We start from the raw sequence: 17,064 nt of genomic DNA, 5'->3' as shown, positions 1-17,064 counted from the left end.
CGGGATTTCGGTTGGCCGTCAAGGGATAGGTGATTGCGCGGTGGCCGGAAAATGGGGCACATCGACGGTTCTATCAAGCCGCAATCAGCAAGGCAGCAATCCTTGGACAAAGGTGCAACCCCAGCCGACGCCGGATCCCCAATCCTCTCGGGATCCCCGATTCACCCCGGATCATTTGTCGTCACCAACCGCTCCGTGCTCGCCATCGCCGTGCCGATGACGCTTGCCTATCTGACGACGCCGATGCTCGGCCTGGTCGACACGGCTGTCATCGGCCAGTTCGGCGATGCCGCCTTGCTGGGCGGCCTGGCGGCCGGCGCATTGATCTTCGACGTCGTCTTCACCTCTTTCAATTTCCTGCGCTCGGGCACCACCGGCCTTGTCGCACAGGCGTTTGGGCGTGGCGATGCCCTGGAGGAACAGGCGGTGTTCTGGCGCGCCGTGCTGATCGCGGTTGTCGCCGGCATCGTGCTGGCGGCACTTGCGCCGCTGGTCGCCATCGCCGGGCAAAAGTTCATGGGCGCCGAACCGCGCGTCAGCGAGGCGATGGGCGTCTACATCAGGATCAGGCTGCTCGCGGCGCCGTTCTCGCTGATCAACTACGCCATCCTCGGCTATGTGCTGGGGCGCGGCGAGGGCGGGCTTGGGCTGATGCTGCAATTGGTGCTGAACGGCATCAACATCGCGCTCTGCTTCCTGCTTGGGTTGGAGCTTGGCTGGGGTGTCGCCGGCGTTGCCTGGGCGACCGTCACCGGTGAGTTCCTGGCCATGCTGCTCGGCCTGGCGATCGTCATCCGCCGGTTCCGGGCCGCCCCATCCTTGCCGCGCCACCGCCTGCTCGACATGGCCGCCTTCCTGCGCATGATGTCGCTCAACCGCGACATCATGATCCGCTCGTTCTCGCTGCTCGCCGCCTTCGCATTGTTCACCCGCCAGGGCGCGCAGTTCGGCACGGTGACGCTGGCCGCCAACGCCGTGCTGATGAATTTCTTCCTCGTCGCCGGCTATTTCCTCGATGGCTTTGCCACCGCCGCCGAACAGCTGGCGGGCCGTGCCGTCGGCGCACGTGCCGCCGCACCGTTCCGCCAGGCCGTGCGGCTGACGCTGTTCTGGGGTTTCGGACTGGCGGGAGCCGCGACGCTGGTAATGCTGTCTGGGGGCGCCAATCTGGTCGCTCTCGTGACGACATCGGAGGACGTCCGTTCGGTGGCCGACATCTACCTGCCGTGGGCGGCATTCACGGCGCTGAGCGGTGTACTGGCGTTCCAGATGGATGGCGTCTTCATCGGCGCGACCTGGTCCCGCGACATGCGCAACATGATGCTTCTGTCGTTCCTGGTTTTCGCGGCCGCGCTGCTGACCCTTGCGCCCGCCTTCGGCAACAATGGACTGTGGGCGGCGCTGCACGTCTTCCTGCTGGTGCGAGGCTTCAGCCTGCTGATGATCCTGCGGCTCAGGGTGCGGACGGCGTTTTAGACGGTGTCCCCGGAAGGCCCCGCGTCGTCCATGGCACCGAACGGCTTTCCGCGATAGGAATTTTTTCTTGACTGGGTGCTCTCAGCTATGGTACATTTTTGCTCATGGTGCTGATTTGCGCCGGTGACCCGCCGCGCGGGTTTTTCGTTTGATGCTCCGTCAGCCAACGCCCCGGCGAGGCACCGAAGGAACCCGTTAACCCGAGTTCGACGCCCTGCGGTGCGGTCGGATGCACTTGCACTTCCAGTCGATTTCTAACAGACTTGATGCACCAATTGTTCCAGGGCGAGCTTATGCGAAGCTACCTGCCATATGTCTTGGGCGCGGCGCTGGGATTGCTCGCTGCGTTCATCCTCTCCGCGGTTTCTGGCATCGGCGGCACCGCGCAATTGCTTCTCTTCGGGGTGTTGCCTGCCATCGGCGGCACCATTTGCGAGCGGGCCGTCAGTCGCAATCTACGCTCCTGAGAGCAGTTCAGAGTTGCCTGGACGCCCACAAGTCGAGGCGGCTGTCGCGCAACTCGCAAATCGACTTCAGCCGTTCTTTTTCGACGAAACGGACCATTCCGGAAAGAATACGGCCTGGCAGTGAAGGCCCGGCATAGATCATGCCGGTGTAGAGCTGGACCAGATCAGCACCCGCACGGATCTTGTCCAGCGCCGTATCGGCGGAATCGACGCCGCCGACGCCGATGATAGCGCGGTCCGGCCCGAGCAGTTTGCGCATCTTCGCCAGCACGATGGTCGAACGCTCGAACAACGGCTTGCCGGAGAGTCCCCCGGTCTCGCGCGCGGTGTCGCCGCTGCGCAACGGCGGCCGGGAGATGGTGGTGTTGGAGACGATGACGCCGTCCACCTCCTTTTCGGTGACCTCGGCGGCGATGTCCTCCAGCTCGGCCTCGGCCAGATCCGGCGCGATCTTCAGGAACACCGGCGGCTGGGTTGATGCCGTGGCGCGCGCGGCCATGACACGCGACAGGAGTTCGCCAAGCTGTTCGCGCGCTTGCATATTGCGCAGGCCCGGCGTGTTGGGCGAGGAGATGTTGACGGTGAGATAGCTGGCGTACTGCGCAAACCGGGCGACGCCGCGCTCATAATCGCCGATGCGGTCGCTGCTGTCCTTGTTGGCGCCGATGTTGACGCCGACGATGCCGGGACGCTCCTTGCGCGCGGCAAGGCGCTTTTCGGCCGCTGCATGGCCTTCATTGTTGAAGCCCAATCGGTTGATCACCGCATCATCGGCCGTCAGCCGGAAAATACGCGGCTTCGGGTTGCCGGCTTGCGGCAGCGGCGTGATGGTACCGACCTCCGTGAAGCCGAAGCCCAGGTCAATCAGCGCGTCGGGCACTTCGGCATTCTTGTCGTAGCCCGCTGCCATGCCGAGCGGGTTCGGAAACTCGAGGCCGCAGACCGTAACCTTCAGCCTGTCATCGCGGACCGCCGGCGCACCAACCGGAACGCCGCATCGCAGCGCCGCAATCGACATACCATGCGCGGTTTCCGGATCGAAGGCGAACAGCAGCTTCTGGCCGAGCCGGTCGAGCACGCTCATTGCTCCTCCAGTGCCGGGAACTGGTGCACACCATCGGCGCCAAGCGGCAGTGGCCGGACCCACAGCACGGCCTTGAGGTCCAGCGGGCCATAAAGATGCGGAAACAGCGCACCGCCGCGCGAGACCTCATATCTCAGCGCAGCGCCCAGGCCGGCGCCGTCGATGGCGACCAGCAAAAGGTCCGTCTGGCCGGCAAAGTGCTTTGCCGCCGTTTCCCTGACCTGCGCCGCCGTTGAGAAATGGATGAAGCCATCGGCGACATCGATCGGCGCGCCGGTGAAGCGGCCATGCGTTTCGGCCTCGCGCCATGGCGCTTGCGGGGTTATCTTGTAGATAATCTGAGACATGGTTGCGCTATAGAGCAGTTCCAGGAAAAGTGTGAAACGGTTTTCCCGGGAAAAGCGCATAGCGCTTTCCCTTGGGAATTGCGTCAAAAAGATTCCGAACCAGCCATTCGGGAAAGGCCATGCCAAGGGTCTTCCCCATTTCCGGCGCAAACATGCGATATCTGAGGCCTTGGCCATGGAGGACAACATGCGTCTGCAGCACATCTTGATCCCCGCCGCGCTCGTTTCGCTGATCGCGGCTTCAGCTTACTCGGAAGAAACCGACCGCTACCGGCTGGAAAAGTCCGATAACGGCTTTGTCCGTATCGATACGCAGACCGGCGCCATGTCGATTTGCGAGGAGCGTTCGGGCCAGCTCGTCTGCAAGATGGCGGCCGACGAACGCGCTGCTTTCCAGGACGAGGTCGACCGCTTGCAGACCTCGATGAAGGCGATGGACGAGCGCGTCACCAAGCTCGAGAATTCGCTCTCCGCCCGCCTCGAATCGAAACTGCCGAGCGAGGAGGATTTCAACAAGACGATGGGCTACATGGAGCGCTTCCTGCGCGGCTTCATGGGCATCGTCAAGGATATGGACAAGGACAACGGCGCCCAGCCCAATTCGCAGAAGACTTGAGCGTTTCAACCAGGGGAGGCGGCGCGCTGGCTTTGCCGCTTGAAAACAGCGCGCAGCCGCTCATAATCGTCCAGTTGAACCCGAAAAGCCAAAATCATCGGGGATTCGGGGAGGGACATTTGCCGGCAGGCTATTCTTTCGTCATCGCCGACGATCACCCGCTGTTTCGCGGTGCGCTGCGCGAAGCGCTCGCCGGCATCGGCAATGTCGCCGCCATCCACGAGGCCGGCGATTTCGAGAGCGCCAAGGCGCTGGTCGTGGCCAATGAGGACGTCGATCTGGTTCTGCTCGACCTGTCGATGCCGGGCGCCAGCGGGCTCTCCGGCCTGATCTCGCTGCGCGGCATCCATCCGGCGGTGCCGCTGGTCGTGGTGTCGGCCCACGACGATCCGGCGACCATCAGGCGGGCGCTCGACCTCGGCGCTTCCGGCTTCATCTCCAAATCGGCCAGCATGGAAGAGATCCGCAGCGCCGTGCAATCGGTGCTTGCCGGCGACATCGCAGCACCAGCCGGCGTCGATCTCGGCATCGAGCGCGATCCCGAAATATCGGACCTTATCAAGCGGCTGCAGGCTTTGACGCCGCAGCAGACACGGGTGCTGGGCATGCTGGCCGAGGGCCTGCTCAACAAGCAGATCGCCTATGAACTCGGCGTATCGGAGGCCACCATCAAGGCGCATGTCTCCGCCATCCTGCAAAAGCTCGGCGTCGACAGCCGCACGCAGGCGGTGATCCTGCTGTCCAAGATCGGCAGCGACCCGCTGCAGTCGGCAAGTTGATCGCCAGGGCGCCTGTTCAATCAAAATAGTGTTCAATCAGAGCACTGAACCTCCGTCCGCCGCATCGGCCGGCCGTTGAAGCTTGCGAAACTGATGGCGGCCATGATCCAGACGCCGATCCCGCCATAGAGCATGACCCAGCCAAAGCCGTTGCGCAGCGCATCCTGGGCGACGGTCCCGGCGAGCCCGGAGGTGGGATTTCCAGCAGCGATAGCTTCGGCGAGGAGACGCAATTGGGCAGCGTCGAGGTCGGGCAGCGCATGTCCCAGATGCGCCAGCACACCCCTGGCCAGGATGAAGCCCATCACCGCGATGTTCAACGCCAATGAAACCATGCGCGCGCTCATGTCGATGCCGGAGGCCATGCCCGCGCGATCGCTCGAAACGGAACCCGTCGTCGTGTTGGTGACAGGTGTGTTGGTTATTCCCAGACCCATCCCCGCGATCAGGCAGCCGGGCAGCATCGTCAGCCAGTCCGGTTGCGCGGCGGCGCTGCCGAACTTCATCAGGATGAACCCGACGCCGATGATGACGAGGCCCGCCGGAATGATGATGCCGGGCCGATAACGCAGCGAAAAGCGCTCTGCCAACGGCGGCAGCACAAGCGTCGGCAGTGTGTAGGCAAGCAGGGCAAGGCCGGTGGAGACGATGTCATAGCCGAGCCCTGCGTGGAACCAGATCGGCAGGTAGATCATGAAAGGCCAATAGCTGAGGTTCATCGCGGCCGAGCCGACGATGGCGCCCGAAAAGGGCCGGATCCGGAAGACCGAGAAGTCGAACATCGGCCGCTGGCTGACCTTCTCAACAATGAGGAAGGCGATGAAGCTCACTATCGAGATACCGAGGATCGCCAGCGCGGCAGGGCTGGAGAAACCCAGATCCGGCCCCTGGATGATGTAGAAAACGAGGCAGAAAACCGACGGCGACAGCGTCAGGATGCCTGCTACGTCGAGCTTGCCCGCCTGTGGATCCTTCGATTCGTGGACGCCCATCAGAGCGAGGGCGAACGCCAGCGCCGCAACCGGCACGTGGACAAGAAACACCCATTGCCAGTTCGAGACTGCGACGATGCCGCCGCCGATGATGGGGCCGAAGCCGAGGCCGATGCCGAAGATGACGCCCCACCAGCCCCATGCGACGGCGCGTTCGCGCCCCTCCCGGAATTCATGCGACAGCACGGCAAGCTGGCAGATCAGCATCGCACCGCCGCTCAGGCCCTGCAGAAACCGGGCGACGATGAGCGTGGAGACGCTTTCAGCGAGACCGCAGATCAGGGATGTCAGGCCGAAGGCGGCGATGGCGACCAGAAAGACACGCTTGCGCCCGTAACGATCGGCGATTGTGCCGACCGCCATCAACACCGTCGTGACCGCGATCGTATAGGCGTTCATCACCCATTGCAGTTGCTTGAAGTCGGCGTGCAGCACCTGCTCCAGTGTCGGCAGGATCGCGGGAACACTTGAAATCTCCAGGCCGAACATCAGGCACGCCAGGCAGGCGGCAAACAGAACGACGATGCCTCGGCGGGTCACTACAGTGGGCATGATTCAACCTTTCGAACGTATTTGTCGGCAATCGGCGAATCCATCGCAGCTCGCCCGGCGCGCGTATGGCCCAGGGTAGGCGAGGCTTGATCATATTAGAATTGCATGGTTCGCTATTTCAGAGACAACAAGTGCGGATAGCTGACATGACGCTGGACGTAGACGCTGTGAAAACATTCGTCGCCATCGCCGATCTTCAGAGCTTTACGCGTGCGGCCGAGGCTCTTGGCAGCACGCAAGGGGCGATCAGCGTGAAGCTGAAGCGGCTGGAAGAGCGCGTCGGTCAGAAATTGATCGAGCGCACGCCTCGGCTGGTGCGCTTGTCGGCGCAGGGCGCGGTGTTTCTCCAGCCCGCACGCGACTTCCTCGCCGCACACGATCGCGCCATTGCCAGCCTGTCTTCGGTGCGCCGCCGCTTCACACTGGGCATCGCCACCCATGTCGGAGGCGCGGAAGTCCCGACATTGCTGGCGCGGCTCAATGCGCATGACCCGGCGCTCACCATCGAAGTGCGGCTCGATGATTCGCGCGACCTGCTGGACGCTTTCGATCGCGGTGAGATCGACGCGGCGATCATCCGCCGGGAGGACGACCGGCGCGATGGTGAAGTGCTGGCGCCCGAACATTTCGGCTGGTACGCCGCGCCCGGCTTCGTCCACCGGGCCGACGAGCCGCTGCGCCTGGCGGCATCCTCGCCATCCTGCGGTATTCGTAACATCACCACCCGCGCGCTCGACGCTGTCGGAATACCGTGGACGGAGGTGTTCCTCGGCTGCGGCTCCTTCGCCGTTGCCGAAGCCGTCTCGGCCGGCCTCGCAGCCTCGGTATTTTCCTGCCGGCTTGCCCCGTCCGGCACCATCGAGGTCAGCCGGAAATTCGGGCTGCCGGCGCTGCCGCCTTCCGAGATCGTGCTGCTTTCGACGCTGACGGACGCCAAGTCCCGCGAGGCGCTGAGGACGCTTGCAATGGCCTTTCGCGAGCATCGTCCGCCTGTGGCGGGCAATGCGGGACGGCCTCGGTTCCGCAGTTCCCAGATGGTCGACGGCCTGGCCTAGAGCAATTCTAGGAAAAGTGTGAAGCGGCTTTCCGTCTCCGGGCGCCTTTGGTGCTATTCGGCCGCCGGTGCCAGCGGCCTGACCCTGGCCATCATCGAGCGCAGCACCGCTGGTTTGAGCGGTTTGTTGATCACCGCAATCTCGAGCCCGCCGGCGGCCGTGCGCACCTCGTTGGAGCGGTCGGCGGTGACCAGCACGGCCGGCAGGGTGTCGCCATGGATCGCGCGCAGCCTGACGATGATATCGAGACCGGTTTCGCCGTCGAGATGGTAGTCGGCAAGGACGATGTCCGGGCGGTGTATCTTCGCGGTCTCCAGATCCTTTGAACCGGACACGGTGTCGACGTTGCAACCCCAGCCTTCGAGCAGGAGCCGCATGCCCTCTAGGATGCGGGCGTCGTTGTCGATGCACAGCACGTGCAGCCCGGCCAGCGAAGCCGTCGCGCGGGCAGGAGCCCTGGTTTCGATCTCGCGTCGTGGCTCCTGCACGGCCGCCACGGGCAGGATGACGGAGAAGCGCGTGCCCTTGCCAGGGTTGGAAAAGATCCGGATCTCCAGCCGCAGCACCCGGGCGATACGGTCGACGATGGAGAGGCCGAGACCGAGGCCCTCGGCCTCGCGCGCGCCCTCGTCGAGCCGGGTGAATTCGCGAAAGACGGTGTTCAGCTTGTCGCCGGCGATGCCGATGCCGGTGTCGATCACCTGGATTTCGGCCAGTTCGCCGCGCCGCCTGACGCCAACCAGCACGCGGCCGTGGCGCGTGTATTTGATGGCGTTGGAGACGAGATTCTGGATCAGGCGGCGCAGCAAATTGCGGTCCGTCATCACCGTCAGCGATGACGGCATGATGGTCAGCGCCAGTTTCTTTTCGGCGGCCAGCGGCCGGAAGTCGTTGCCGATCTGGCGCAGCAATCCGTCGAGGTTGAAGGCGGTATCGTCCGGCTTCATCGCGCCGGCATCTAGGCGGGAGATGTCGAGCACGGCGCCGAGGATGGTCTCGACCGATTCCAGCGAGGATTCGATGTTCACGGCCGCCTTGCCGGCAGGTCCCTTGCCGGCCTTCTCGATCAGCGAGGAGCAATAGAGCCGGGCGGCGTTCAGTGGCTGCAGGATGTCGTGGCCGGCGGCGGCGAGGAAGCGCGTCTTGCCGAGATTGGCCTCCTCGGCCAGCATCTGCGCCTGCGCCAGCTCCTCGTTGACCCGGGTCAGTTCGATGGTGCGGGTCTTGACGCGCTGCTCCAGCGATTCATTGGCCCGCTTCAGCGCCAGGTCCTGCTCGACGCGTCCGGAAATGTCGGCATAGGTGGCGACGATGCCGCCGTCCGGCATCGGGTTGGAGCGCAGTTCCAGGATGCGGCCCGAGGTTTTCAGCTCCATCTGCCATGGACTGACGAAACTGGTCAGCCGGTTGAGCATAGCCACACGCTGATCGGCGGGGATGTCGCCGCGTTCGGCGAGATGGCGCAGGATGCGGTCGAGCGAGACGCCGACCTGGCCCATCTCGTCGGGCAGGTCGAACAGCGCCCGGTACTGGCGGTTCCAGCAGATCAGGCGGAAATCGCGATCGAAGACGGTGATGCCTTGTTCCATCTGGTCGAGCGCGATCTGCAACAGGTCGCGGTTGTGCTGCAGCGCCTCGGTGGCGTCGTCGAGCAGGCGGAAGGCATCCCGGGATTCGCGGTCGTGGCGCCGAAACAGCAGCGACAGGATCAGCCGTGCCGAGGAGGAGCCGACGGCGCTGGCCAGCAATTGCTCGGAAAAGCGGATGACGTCCATGCTCGCCTGCTCGTTGCCGTGCAGCGAGGTTCCGTTGCTCTTTTCGAACGACTGGAAGGAGCGCTCGGTGCGCTCGACGCCGAGATAGCGCCCGATCGTGTCCTTGAGGTCGTTGACGGTGATGGCGGTGCGGAAGCGGCGCAGGCTTGGCATCGGGCCGGCATCGCGCGGCACGAAGATCGACGCCTGTATGCGTTCCAGCGGCACCGATGCGCGCGACAGCGAACCGAGCACGAAGAACACCGCGTTGATCGACAGGCTCCACAGCACGCCGTGGTTCAGCGGTTCGGCGACGGTGCCGAACAATGCCTGCGGCCGCAAGGCCTCGAAGCCGAACAGCCCGTGCACGATGATGCCGGTATCGGGTGCGGCAAGCGATGGAAACAGCAGCGTGTAGCCCCAGACGAGGATGCCGGCGATCATGCCGAGTGCGGCACCCCGGCCATTGGCGCCGCGCCAGATCAGCCCGCCGATCAGCGCCGGCGCGAACTGCGCGATGGCCGCGAACGACATCAGGCCGATCGACGACAGCCGCGCGCTGTCGGTGCTCTCGCGGTAGTAGAGGAAGGCGATGAACAAGAGGATGAAGATCGCTCCGCGCCGTACATTGAGGATGAGCGTCGACCAGTCCTCGGTCTCGGAGGTCGAGGTCTTGAGCAAACGGCGCACGAACAATGGGATGACGAGGTCGTTGGAGATCATGATAGACAGCGCCACGCTTTCGACGATCACCATCGCCGTCGCCGCCGACAGGCCGCCGATGAAAGCCGCCATCGCCAGCACATCATGGCCGCTGAACAGGGGCAGCGACAGCACGTAGAGATCGCTGCTGGTTCCGGTGCCGACCAGCGACAGGCCGGCGAAGGCGATCGGCAGCACGAACAGGTTGATCGCCACGAGGTAGAGCGGAAAAACCCAGGTCGCGGTGCGCAGTTCGGCCTCGCCGCGGTTCTCGACGATGGTGACGTAGAACTGCCGCGGCAGCATGATGATGGCAAAGCCGCTGAGGCACGTCAGCACCAGCCAGGTGGCGAGCGAGGTGTTGTAGCTCATCGCCTGGCGGACCTGCGCGTTCTCAGCGAGCTTGTCGAACATGTCGCCCGGGCCGCCGAAGATCAGGAAGGTGACCATCAGGCCGATCGCCAGGAAAGCGGCGAGCTTGACCACGGTTTCGACCGCCACCGCCAGCACCAGCCCGTCCTGGTGCTCGGTGGCGTCGGCGTGACGGGTTCCAAACAGCACCGCAAACAGCGCCAGGAGCATGGCGACGACCAGCGAGATGTCGCTGACGAAGGGATCGAACGAAGGCGGCGATCCCGTATAGTGCTCGACCATCAGGCTGACCGAACCGGAGATAGCCTTCAACTGCAGCGCGATATAGGGCACCGCGCCGATGGTGGCGATCAGGGTGGCGATCGCCGCAACTGTAAAACTCTTGCCGTAGCGTGCGCCGAGGAAATCCGCGATCGAGGTGATCTTCTCGGTCTTGGCCAGCCGTACGATGCGGTTGAGCAGCGGGAAGCCGAACACGAAGACGAGCACCGGGCCCGTATAGATGCCGAGGAATTCGAGGCCGCGTTCGGAAGAGAGACCGACCGAGCCGAAGAAAGTCCAGGACGTACAGTAGATCGCGAGGCTGAGTGCGTAGATGAAAGGCCGCCCCCGGCTCGGCTCGGAGATGGCCGAGCGGCGGTCGCCGAGGCTGGCGATGGCAAACAGCAGCGTCACATAGGCGACCGCGATGATGACGATGAACAAGCCCTGCACGCTTGGACTTTCCTCCTCTGCCGTCTTTCTATCCGGCTTGCCCGGACGCAACCACAGCTTGGCGTCCGAGTCCATTGCGGCTTTGGCAGCATGATCGCGGCCCCGATATTCTGCCAGCATTGGTCAAGGTGCCGCCCAAAGTGCCGTGAGGTAAGGAGAAACCGGTTGCTTTCTCCTTTTTGCCGATGTTGCAACCGGAGGTTTTTGTTATGTTGTCTCAGGTCGATGTCGCAAGGACGGAAACGGCAGCTCGGCCAGTCACGACAAGGAGGGTCGAATGCTGAAAGAATTCCAGGAATTTATTTCCAAGGGTAATGTGATGGACCTTGCGGTCGGCGTCATCATCGGCGCGGCCTTCGGCAAGATCGTCGATTCCCTTGTCAATGACATCATCATGCCGATCGTCGGTGCGATTTTCGGCGGATTGGACTTCAACAACTATTTCTTCGGATTGTCCTCAGCCGTCAACGCGACCTCGCTGGCCGATGCCAAGAAGCAGGGCGCGGTCTTTGCCTATGGCAGCTTCATCACCGTGGCGCTGAACTTCCTCATTCTCGCGTTCATCATCTTCCTGATGGTCAAGGCGGTGAACAACATGCGCAAGCGGCTTGAGCGCGAGAAGCCCGCTGCACCGGCCGCTCCGCCGCCTGCCGACGTCGCGCTGCTCACCGAAATTCGCGATCTGCTCGCCAGGCGCTGACCGCGGCCGGCATTTGCTGGACCAAAACCCCGGTCGTTCGCGGCCGGGGTTTTCTGTTTTCGCATCTGGTAAGGACCGCTGACGAAAACGCAGACCAAACGGATCCGCCCATGACCCTGATCGACAGCTTGCGCACCGAGGCCCGTGCGGCACCCGAAAGCGGCATTGTCGCCGTCGTCAATTACGGCCGCCTGCGCGAAGGCATGATTCCGCTCTGGGCCGGCGAGGGCGACCTTCCGACGCCAGCCTTCATCACCGATGCCGCGTCGAAGGCGCTGGCCGGTGGCGAGACATTCTACACCTGGCAAAGGGGCATCCCCGATCTCAGGCAGGCGCTTTCCCGCTACTATGCCAGGCATTTCGGCAAGACCTTCCCCGAGGAAGAATTCATCGTCACCGGCTCCGGCATGCATGCCATCCAGCTGGCGCTCGACGCGCTCGCCGGCGCGGGCGACGAGGTTGTCTATCTGTCGCCGGCCTGGCCGAATTTCGATGCCGCGGCAGCGATAGCGGGAGCCATTCCAGTCGCGGTCACGCTCGATCATTCCGGCAACGGCTGGTCCTGCGACGTCGAGAAGATCGCGGCTTCGATCACGCCGCGCACAAAGGCGCTGTTCATCAACACGCCGTCGAACCCGACCGGCTGGACCGCCGATCATGAGACCTTGCAGGCCATCCTCGATCTGGCGCGCGCGAAAAACCTCTGGATCATCGCCGACGAGATCTATTCGCTTTTCCACTATGGCCATGGCCGCGCGCCGTCCTTCCTCGACATCGCGTCGGCGGAAGACCGCATCCTGTACGTCAACTCCTTCTCCAAGAACTGGGCGATGACCGGCTGGCGTGTCGGCTGGATCAAGACGCATCCGAGCTTGCAGCAGGTGTTCGAGAACCTGATCCAGTATTCGAATTCCGGCGTCGCCCAGTTCATGCAGCGCGGCGCGGCCGCCGCCCTTGACGAGGGCGATGCCTTCGTTGCCGAACAGGTCGAGCGGGCGCGCAAGGCGCGCGACCTTGTCTGCGGCATCCTCGGCGCCACCGGCCGCGCGCGGTTTACGGTGCCGCAGGGCGCGTTCTATCTGTTTTTCACTGTCGACGGCATCACCGATTCACGCACCGCCGCCTTCGACATTGTCGACAAGGCCAATGTCGGCCTGGCGCCAGGCACCGCTTTCGGCTCCGGCGGCGAAGCGTTTTTGCGGTTGTGTTTCCACCGCCGCCTCGACCAGGTCGAGGAAGCCGCACACCGGCTGGCAAATTGGATGAAGGCTATTTGAGCCGCCGACGAAGCGCGGATTGCAAATCGCTCCGGCGAGCCAGATGGCCGCCGGAGTAGAGTTCCAAACGGCTTCAGCCGCCTGACTTGGGCACCAGCAGGGGAATGATGCGGTCGCTCTTGGCCACCGAAGGTCGCCCGGCGGAGCCATAGGGAATGCCGAGCGCATCCCAGGTCTCGACCAGCGCATCCTGCAATTCGGCGATCAGCGCATCGGAATGGAACGGCGTCGGCGTGATGCGCAGCCGCTCGGTGCCGCGCGGCACGGTCGGGTAGTTGATCGGCTGGATGTAGATGCCGTGCACGCCGAGCAGGCGGTCGCTGGCCATCTTGCAGGCCTCGGGATCGCCGACCAGCAGCGGCACGATGTGGGTCGGCGAGTCCATCACCGGCAGGCCGGCGGCCGACAGGATCTGCTTGGTTCGGCTCGCCTGCTGCTGCTGGGCGTCGCGCTCGGCCTGCGAGCGCTTGAGATGGCGGATCGACGCGGTCGCGGCGGCAGCGATCGCCGGCGGCAGTGCCGTGGTGAAGATGAAGCCCGGCGCATAGGAGCGCACGGCGTCGATCACGGCGCTGGTGCCGGTGATGTAGCCGCCCAGCGTGCCGAACGCCTTGGCGAGCGTGCCTTCGATGATGTCGATGCGGTCGGCCAGGCCTTCGCGCTCGGTGATGCCGCCGCCGCGCTGCCCGTACATGCCGACGGCATGGACCTCGTCGATATAGGTCATGGCGTTGTAGCGCTCGGCGAGCTCGACGATCTCTTTGATCGGCGCGATGTCGCCATCCATCGAATAGACGCTTTCGAAGACGATCAGCTTGGCGCGTTCGCGCCCCGCCGCCTGCAAAAGGCCTTCCAGATGCGCCACGTCGTTGTGGCGGAAGATCTTCTTCTCGGCGCCGGAACGCCGCACGCCTTCGATCATCGAGGCGTGGTTCAATTCGTCCGAGATGATCAGGCAGTTGGGCAAAAGCTTCGCGATGGTCGAGATCGAGGCCTCGTTGGAGACGAAACCGGAAGTGAAGACCAGTGCCGCTTCCTTGTCGTGCAGGTCGGCAAGCTCCACCTCGAGCTCGACCAGCGGGTTCGAGGTGCCGGAAATGTTGCGGGTGCCGCCGGCGCCCGAACCCATCTTGCCGGCGGTATTCTGGAACGCGGCGATGACGTCGGGGTGCTGGCCCATGCCGAGATAGTCGTTGGAGCACCAGACGGTAATTTCCTCGGCGCGGCCATTGGAACGCCAGATGGCGCGCGGGAACTTGCCCGCGATACGCTCCAGGTCGGCGAAAACGCGGTAGCGACGCTCGGCATGGAGCTGGTCGATCGCTTCCTCGAAGAACCGCTGATAGTTCATGTCGACTTCCTAATTTTTGCGCGGGATCATAATCATTGGCCTGTTGGTCGTCCACCTGGCCTTTTTGGTCAAAATGCCACGCCCCGGACCTGTTCCTAACGATCACGGATCGTGGCCTATTCCCTTGATGTGGATCAACTTTGTTTCAGGACAATGCCACTGGCCGGCAATGCCGGTTACCACGGGTTCCAATGGCCATGCGGCGGGCTTTCCAGTAGAGCGGGGGTTGAGAGAGTTTCCGATAAATCTTGGATAAGCGAGGACGCGGATGACGGTTTTGGTGACAGGCGGCGCCGGTTACATCGGCAGCCATATGGTCTGGGAGTTGCTTGACGCCGGCGAGAGCGTGGTCGTCCTCGATCGCCTTTCCACCGGTTTCGAATGGGCGGTGGCGCCGGAGGCAAAGCTGGTGGTTGGCGACGTTGCCGACCGGGAATTGGTCGGCGGGGTCATCAGGGATAACAAGGTCGACGCGATCATTCACTTCGCCGGCTCGATCGTGGTTCCGGAATCGGTCGCCGACCCGCTCAGCTACTATGAGAACAACACCTCCAAGACGCGCACCCTGATCGAAACCGCGGTGCGCGAAGGCGTGCCCAACTTCATCTTTTCCTCGACCGCCGCCGTCTATGGCGGCGCCGGGCTGGAGCCGGTGCGCGAGGACGCTCGCCTGTCGCCGGAATCGCCCTATGGCCTGTCCAAGCTGATGAGTGAGTGGATGCTGCGCGACGCGTCGATCGCGCATGGCCTGCGCTATACCGCGCTGCGCTACTTCAACGTCGCCGGCGCCGACCCGAAGGGCCGCACCGGCCAGTCGACGCCGGGCGCCACCCATCTGATCAAGGTCGCCTGCGAGACGGCACTTGGCAAGCGGCCGTTCATGCAGGTGTTCGGCACCGATTATCCGACGCCGGACGGCACCTGCATGCGCGACTACATCCATGTCAGCGACCTGGCGGCGGCGCATCGCCTGGCGCTGCAACGGCTGCGTGCCGGGGGCACCAGCCTCGTCGCAAATTGCGGCTACAGCCATGGCTATTCGGTGCTCGAGGTCATCGACAGCGTGCGCCGCGCCTTCGGCCATGATTTTGAGGTGAAGATGGGCGATCGTCGCCCTGGCGACGCCGCGGCGGTGGTTGCCAATTCGGATCTCGCCCGCGCCGAGCTCGGCTGGACCCCGCAACGCGACGATCTCGACCAGATCGTCGCCGACGCGCTCGCCTGGGAGCGCATCCTGACCGGCAAGAACTCCGCGCGGGGCTGAGACGCCTTCGTTGGCAAGAGGCCTTTCTCGGCCCGTTGGCGCCGCCCCTCACCTGCCTGCCGGCATCCTCTCCCCGTATAGTGACGGGGAGAGGGACGCTCTCATCGGCGGTTTCGCCAATCACCAGCGTTGCTAGGAAAGGCAGTCGGCTAGTCCCTTCTCCCCGTCACTATACGGGGAGAAGGTGCCGGCAGGCGGATGAGGGGCAGCGCAGCCTTTGAAAATCGGCTTGGCCTACACGAAGCCGTAGGGGCTCGTGCCGCCCGCTGAGACGCGCTAGGCTCGTCAGGGTTGACGGTTGGGGGAAGGCATGAAGGTTTTAGTGCTCGGGGCCGGTGTCGTCGGTACGGCGGCCGCCTATTATCTGGCCAGCGACGGCCACGACGTCACCGTGATCGAGCGCCATGCGGCGCCGGCGCGCGGCACCAGCCAGTCCAATGCCGGCCTGGTCTCGCCGGGCGATGCCACCGCCTGGGCTTCGCCGGCGGCGCTGAAGACATTCCTGCGTGCGCTCTACAACCATAATCTCGGCATCAAGGTCCGGCTGCGCTTCGATCCCTACTTCCTTGCCTGGAGCCTGCGCTTCCTGCGCCAATGCACGAAAGAGCGCCTGCGCGCCAACAGCCGGGTCAAGCTGCGCCTGGCGCTCTATTCGCGCGACTGCATCAACGCCATCTCGGCCGATACCGGCATCGGCTATGACGAGCGCAAGAAGGGCATCCTCTATTTCTTCCGCACGCAGCACAGCCTCGACACCGGCACCGACAATTATCGCTACCTGGCCGAGCACGGCCTGCCGATCGAGATCGTCGGCCGCGAGCGGCTGGTCGAGCTCGAACCTGGTCTTGCCGGCGTGAAGGAAAAGATCGCCGGCGGCGTTTATTCGCCGATCGACCAGACCGGCGATTCCCGGCAGTTCGTGGAAAGGCTCGCCGCCCACTCGGCCGAAAAACTCGGCGTGAAATTTCTCTACGGCACCACGGTCGAGGGCCTCGATATCGAGGGCGACCGGGTGCGTGCGGTGACGACCTCGGCCGGCCCGGTCGCCGGCGATGCCGTGGTCATCTCGATGGGGCCGGAAAGCGGCCTGCTCGGGCGCCGTTACGGCATCGACCTGCCTGTCTATCCGGTGAAGGGTTATACCGCGACTATCCCCCTTGAGGACGAGAGCAAAGGCCCGACCATGGGCGGCGCCGACGAGGACCAGCTGATCGCCTATTCCAGGCTCGGCAACCGGCTGCGGCTCGCCTCGACCGCCGAATTCACCGGCTTCGACCGCAGCCATAGACCGAGCGACTTCGCTGCCATGTTTAGGACGGGCAGGGATCTGTTCCCCGGTGCCTTCGACGAGAGGAAGGCCGATCTGTGGGCAGGCCTGCGGCCGATGATGCCGAACTCGGTGCCGGTCATCGGCCAGGCGCGCTACAAAAACCTCTATCTCGACACCGGCCATGGCCATGTCGGCTGGACCATGGCTTGCGGCTCCGGCAAATTCCTCGCCGACCTCGTTGCCGGCCGCAAGCCGGAGATCGACCCGCAAGGGTTGGTTTACGGGGGATAGG

At 64.0% G+C, this 17,064-nt stretch carries 14 protein-coding genes; 9 read left to right on the top strand and 5 right to left on the bottom strand.

Annotation, left to right across the window (positions count from 1 at the left end):
- The first annotated feature begins 102 nt into the window (after positions 1–102).
- Positions 103–1,476 (top strand): MATE family efflux transporter, encoded by a 1,374-nt coding sequence (locus tag MESCI2_RS0122805; RefSeq protein WP_081738858.1) that lies wholly within the window; start codon positions 103–105, stop codon positions 1,474–1,476.
- A 293-nt stretch (positions 1,477–1,769) separates the two neighbouring features.
- Positions 1,770–1,943 (top strand): hypothetical protein, encoded by a 174-nt coding sequence (locus tag MESCI2_RS01000000135175; RefSeq protein WP_023813889.1) that lies wholly within the window; start codon positions 1,770–1,772, stop codon positions 1,941–1,943.
- Positions 1,944–1,950: 7 nt separating this feature from the next.
- Here the strand turns inward: MESCI2_RS01000000135175 and MESCI2_RS0122795 are convergent, their stop codons facing one another.
- Complete coding sequence (locus MESCI2_RS0122795) at positions 1,951–3,027, bottom strand: quinone-dependent dihydroorotate dehydrogenase (RefSeq protein ID WP_027038583.1); 1,077 nt, start codon at positions 3,025–3,027, stop codon at positions 1,951–1,953.
- A complete protein-coding gene (locus MESCI2_RS0122790; RefSeq protein WP_027038582.1) occupies positions 3,024–3,374 on the bottom strand; it encodes a DUF952 domain-containing protein in 351 nt (116 codons plus the stop codon). Before MESCI2_RS0122790 ends, MESCI2_RS0122795 begins: the two co-directional genes overlap by 4 nt.
- Before the next feature lie 187 nt (positions 3,375–3,561).
- Here MESCI2_RS0122790 and MESCI2_RS0122785 point away from each other — a divergent pair, with 187 nt between their 5' ends.
- Complete coding sequence (locus tag MESCI2_RS0122785; RefSeq protein ID WP_027038581.1) at positions 3,562–3,990, top strand: hypothetical protein; 429 nt, start codon at positions 3,562–3,564, stop codon at positions 3,988–3,990.
- Between the two features lie 119 nt (positions 3,991–4,109).
- Positions 4,110–4,769, top strand: a complete 660-nt coding sequence (locus tag MESCI2_RS0122780) for a response regulator transcription factor (protein WP_027038580.1) — start codon at positions 4,110–4,112, stop codon at positions 4,767–4,769.
- Positions 4,770–4,801: 32 nt separating this feature from the next.
- On the opposite strand, the gene MESCI2_RS0122775 is transcribed toward MESCI2_RS0122780, so the two are convergent.
- A complete protein-coding gene (locus tag MESCI2_RS0122775; protein ID WP_032901214.1) occupies positions 4,802–6,313 on the bottom strand; it encodes an MFS transporter in 1,512 nt (503 codons plus the stop codon).
- A gap of 146 nt (positions 6,314–6,459) precedes the next feature.
- Here MESCI2_RS0122775 and MESCI2_RS0122770 point away from each other — a divergent pair, with 146 nt between their 5' ends.
- Positions 6,460–7,368: a LysR family transcriptional regulator gene (locus tag MESCI2_RS0122770; protein WP_027038578.1), complete on the top strand. Its 909-nt coding sequence runs from the start codon at positions 6,460–6,462 to the stop codon at positions 7,366–7,368.
- A 53-nt stretch (positions 7,369–7,421) separates the two neighbouring features.
- Here the strand turns inward: MESCI2_RS0122770 and MESCI2_RS0122765 are convergent, their stop codons facing one another.
- Positions 7,422–10,910 (bottom strand): PAS domain-containing hybrid sensor histidine kinase/response regulator, encoded by a 3,489-nt coding sequence (locus MESCI2_RS0122765; RefSeq protein WP_027038577.1) that lies wholly within the window; start codon positions 10,908–10,910, stop codon positions 7,422–7,424.
- A gap of 277 nt (positions 10,911–11,187) precedes the next feature.
- Between MESCI2_RS0122765 and mscL the strand changes: the two genes are divergently transcribed.
- Together mscL and MESCI2_RS0122755 are read left to right on the top strand one after the other, a co-directional pair.
- On the top strand, positions 11,188–11,610 hold the full coding sequence (gene mscL / locus MESCI2_RS0122760) for a large conductance mechanosensitive channel protein MscL (protein ID WP_027038576.1): 423 nt from the start codon (positions 11,188–11,190) through the stop codon (positions 11,608–11,610).
- Positions 11,611–11,720: 110 nt separating this feature from the next.
- Positions 11,721–12,887 (top strand): pyridoxal phosphate-dependent aminotransferase, encoded by a 1,167-nt coding sequence (locus tag MESCI2_RS0122755; RefSeq protein WP_027038575.1) that lies wholly within the window; start codon positions 11,721–11,723, stop codon positions 12,885–12,887.
- Between the two features lie 73 nt (positions 12,888–12,960).
- Here the strand turns inward: MESCI2_RS0122755 and hemA are convergent, their stop codons facing one another.
- Positions 12,961–14,238: a 5-aminolevulinate synthase gene (gene hemA, locus MESCI2_RS0122750; protein WP_027038574.1), complete on the bottom strand. Its 1,278-nt coding sequence runs from the start codon at positions 14,236–14,238 to the stop codon at positions 12,961–12,963.
- A gap of 268 nt (positions 14,239–14,506) precedes the next feature.
- Here hemA and galE point away from each other — a divergent pair, with 268 nt between their 5' ends.
- Both galE and MESCI2_RS0122740 read left to right on the top strand, forming a co-directional pair.
- Entirely contained in the window at positions 14,507–15,502 is a 996-nt protein-coding gene (gene galE, locus MESCI2_RS0122745) for a UDP-glucose 4-epimerase GalE (RefSeq protein WP_027038573.1), read from the top strand.
- Between the two features lie 310 nt (positions 15,503–15,812).
- A complete protein-coding gene (locus MESCI2_RS0122740; RefSeq protein ID WP_027038572.1) occupies positions 15,813–17,063 on the top strand; it encodes a D-amino acid dehydrogenase in 1,251 nt (416 codons plus the stop codon).
- The last annotated feature ends 1 nt before the right edge of the window (position 17,064 follow it).

The organism is Mesorhizobium ciceri WSM4083 (assembly GCF_000519305.1).
Lineage (GTDB): Bacteria > Pseudomonadota > Alphaproteobacteria > Rhizobiales > Rhizobiaceae > Mesorhizobium > Mesorhizobium ciceri_B.
The sequence above is the reverse complement of the archived record's forward strand: the minus strand, read 5'-3'. Positions and strand labels throughout refer to the sequence as shown.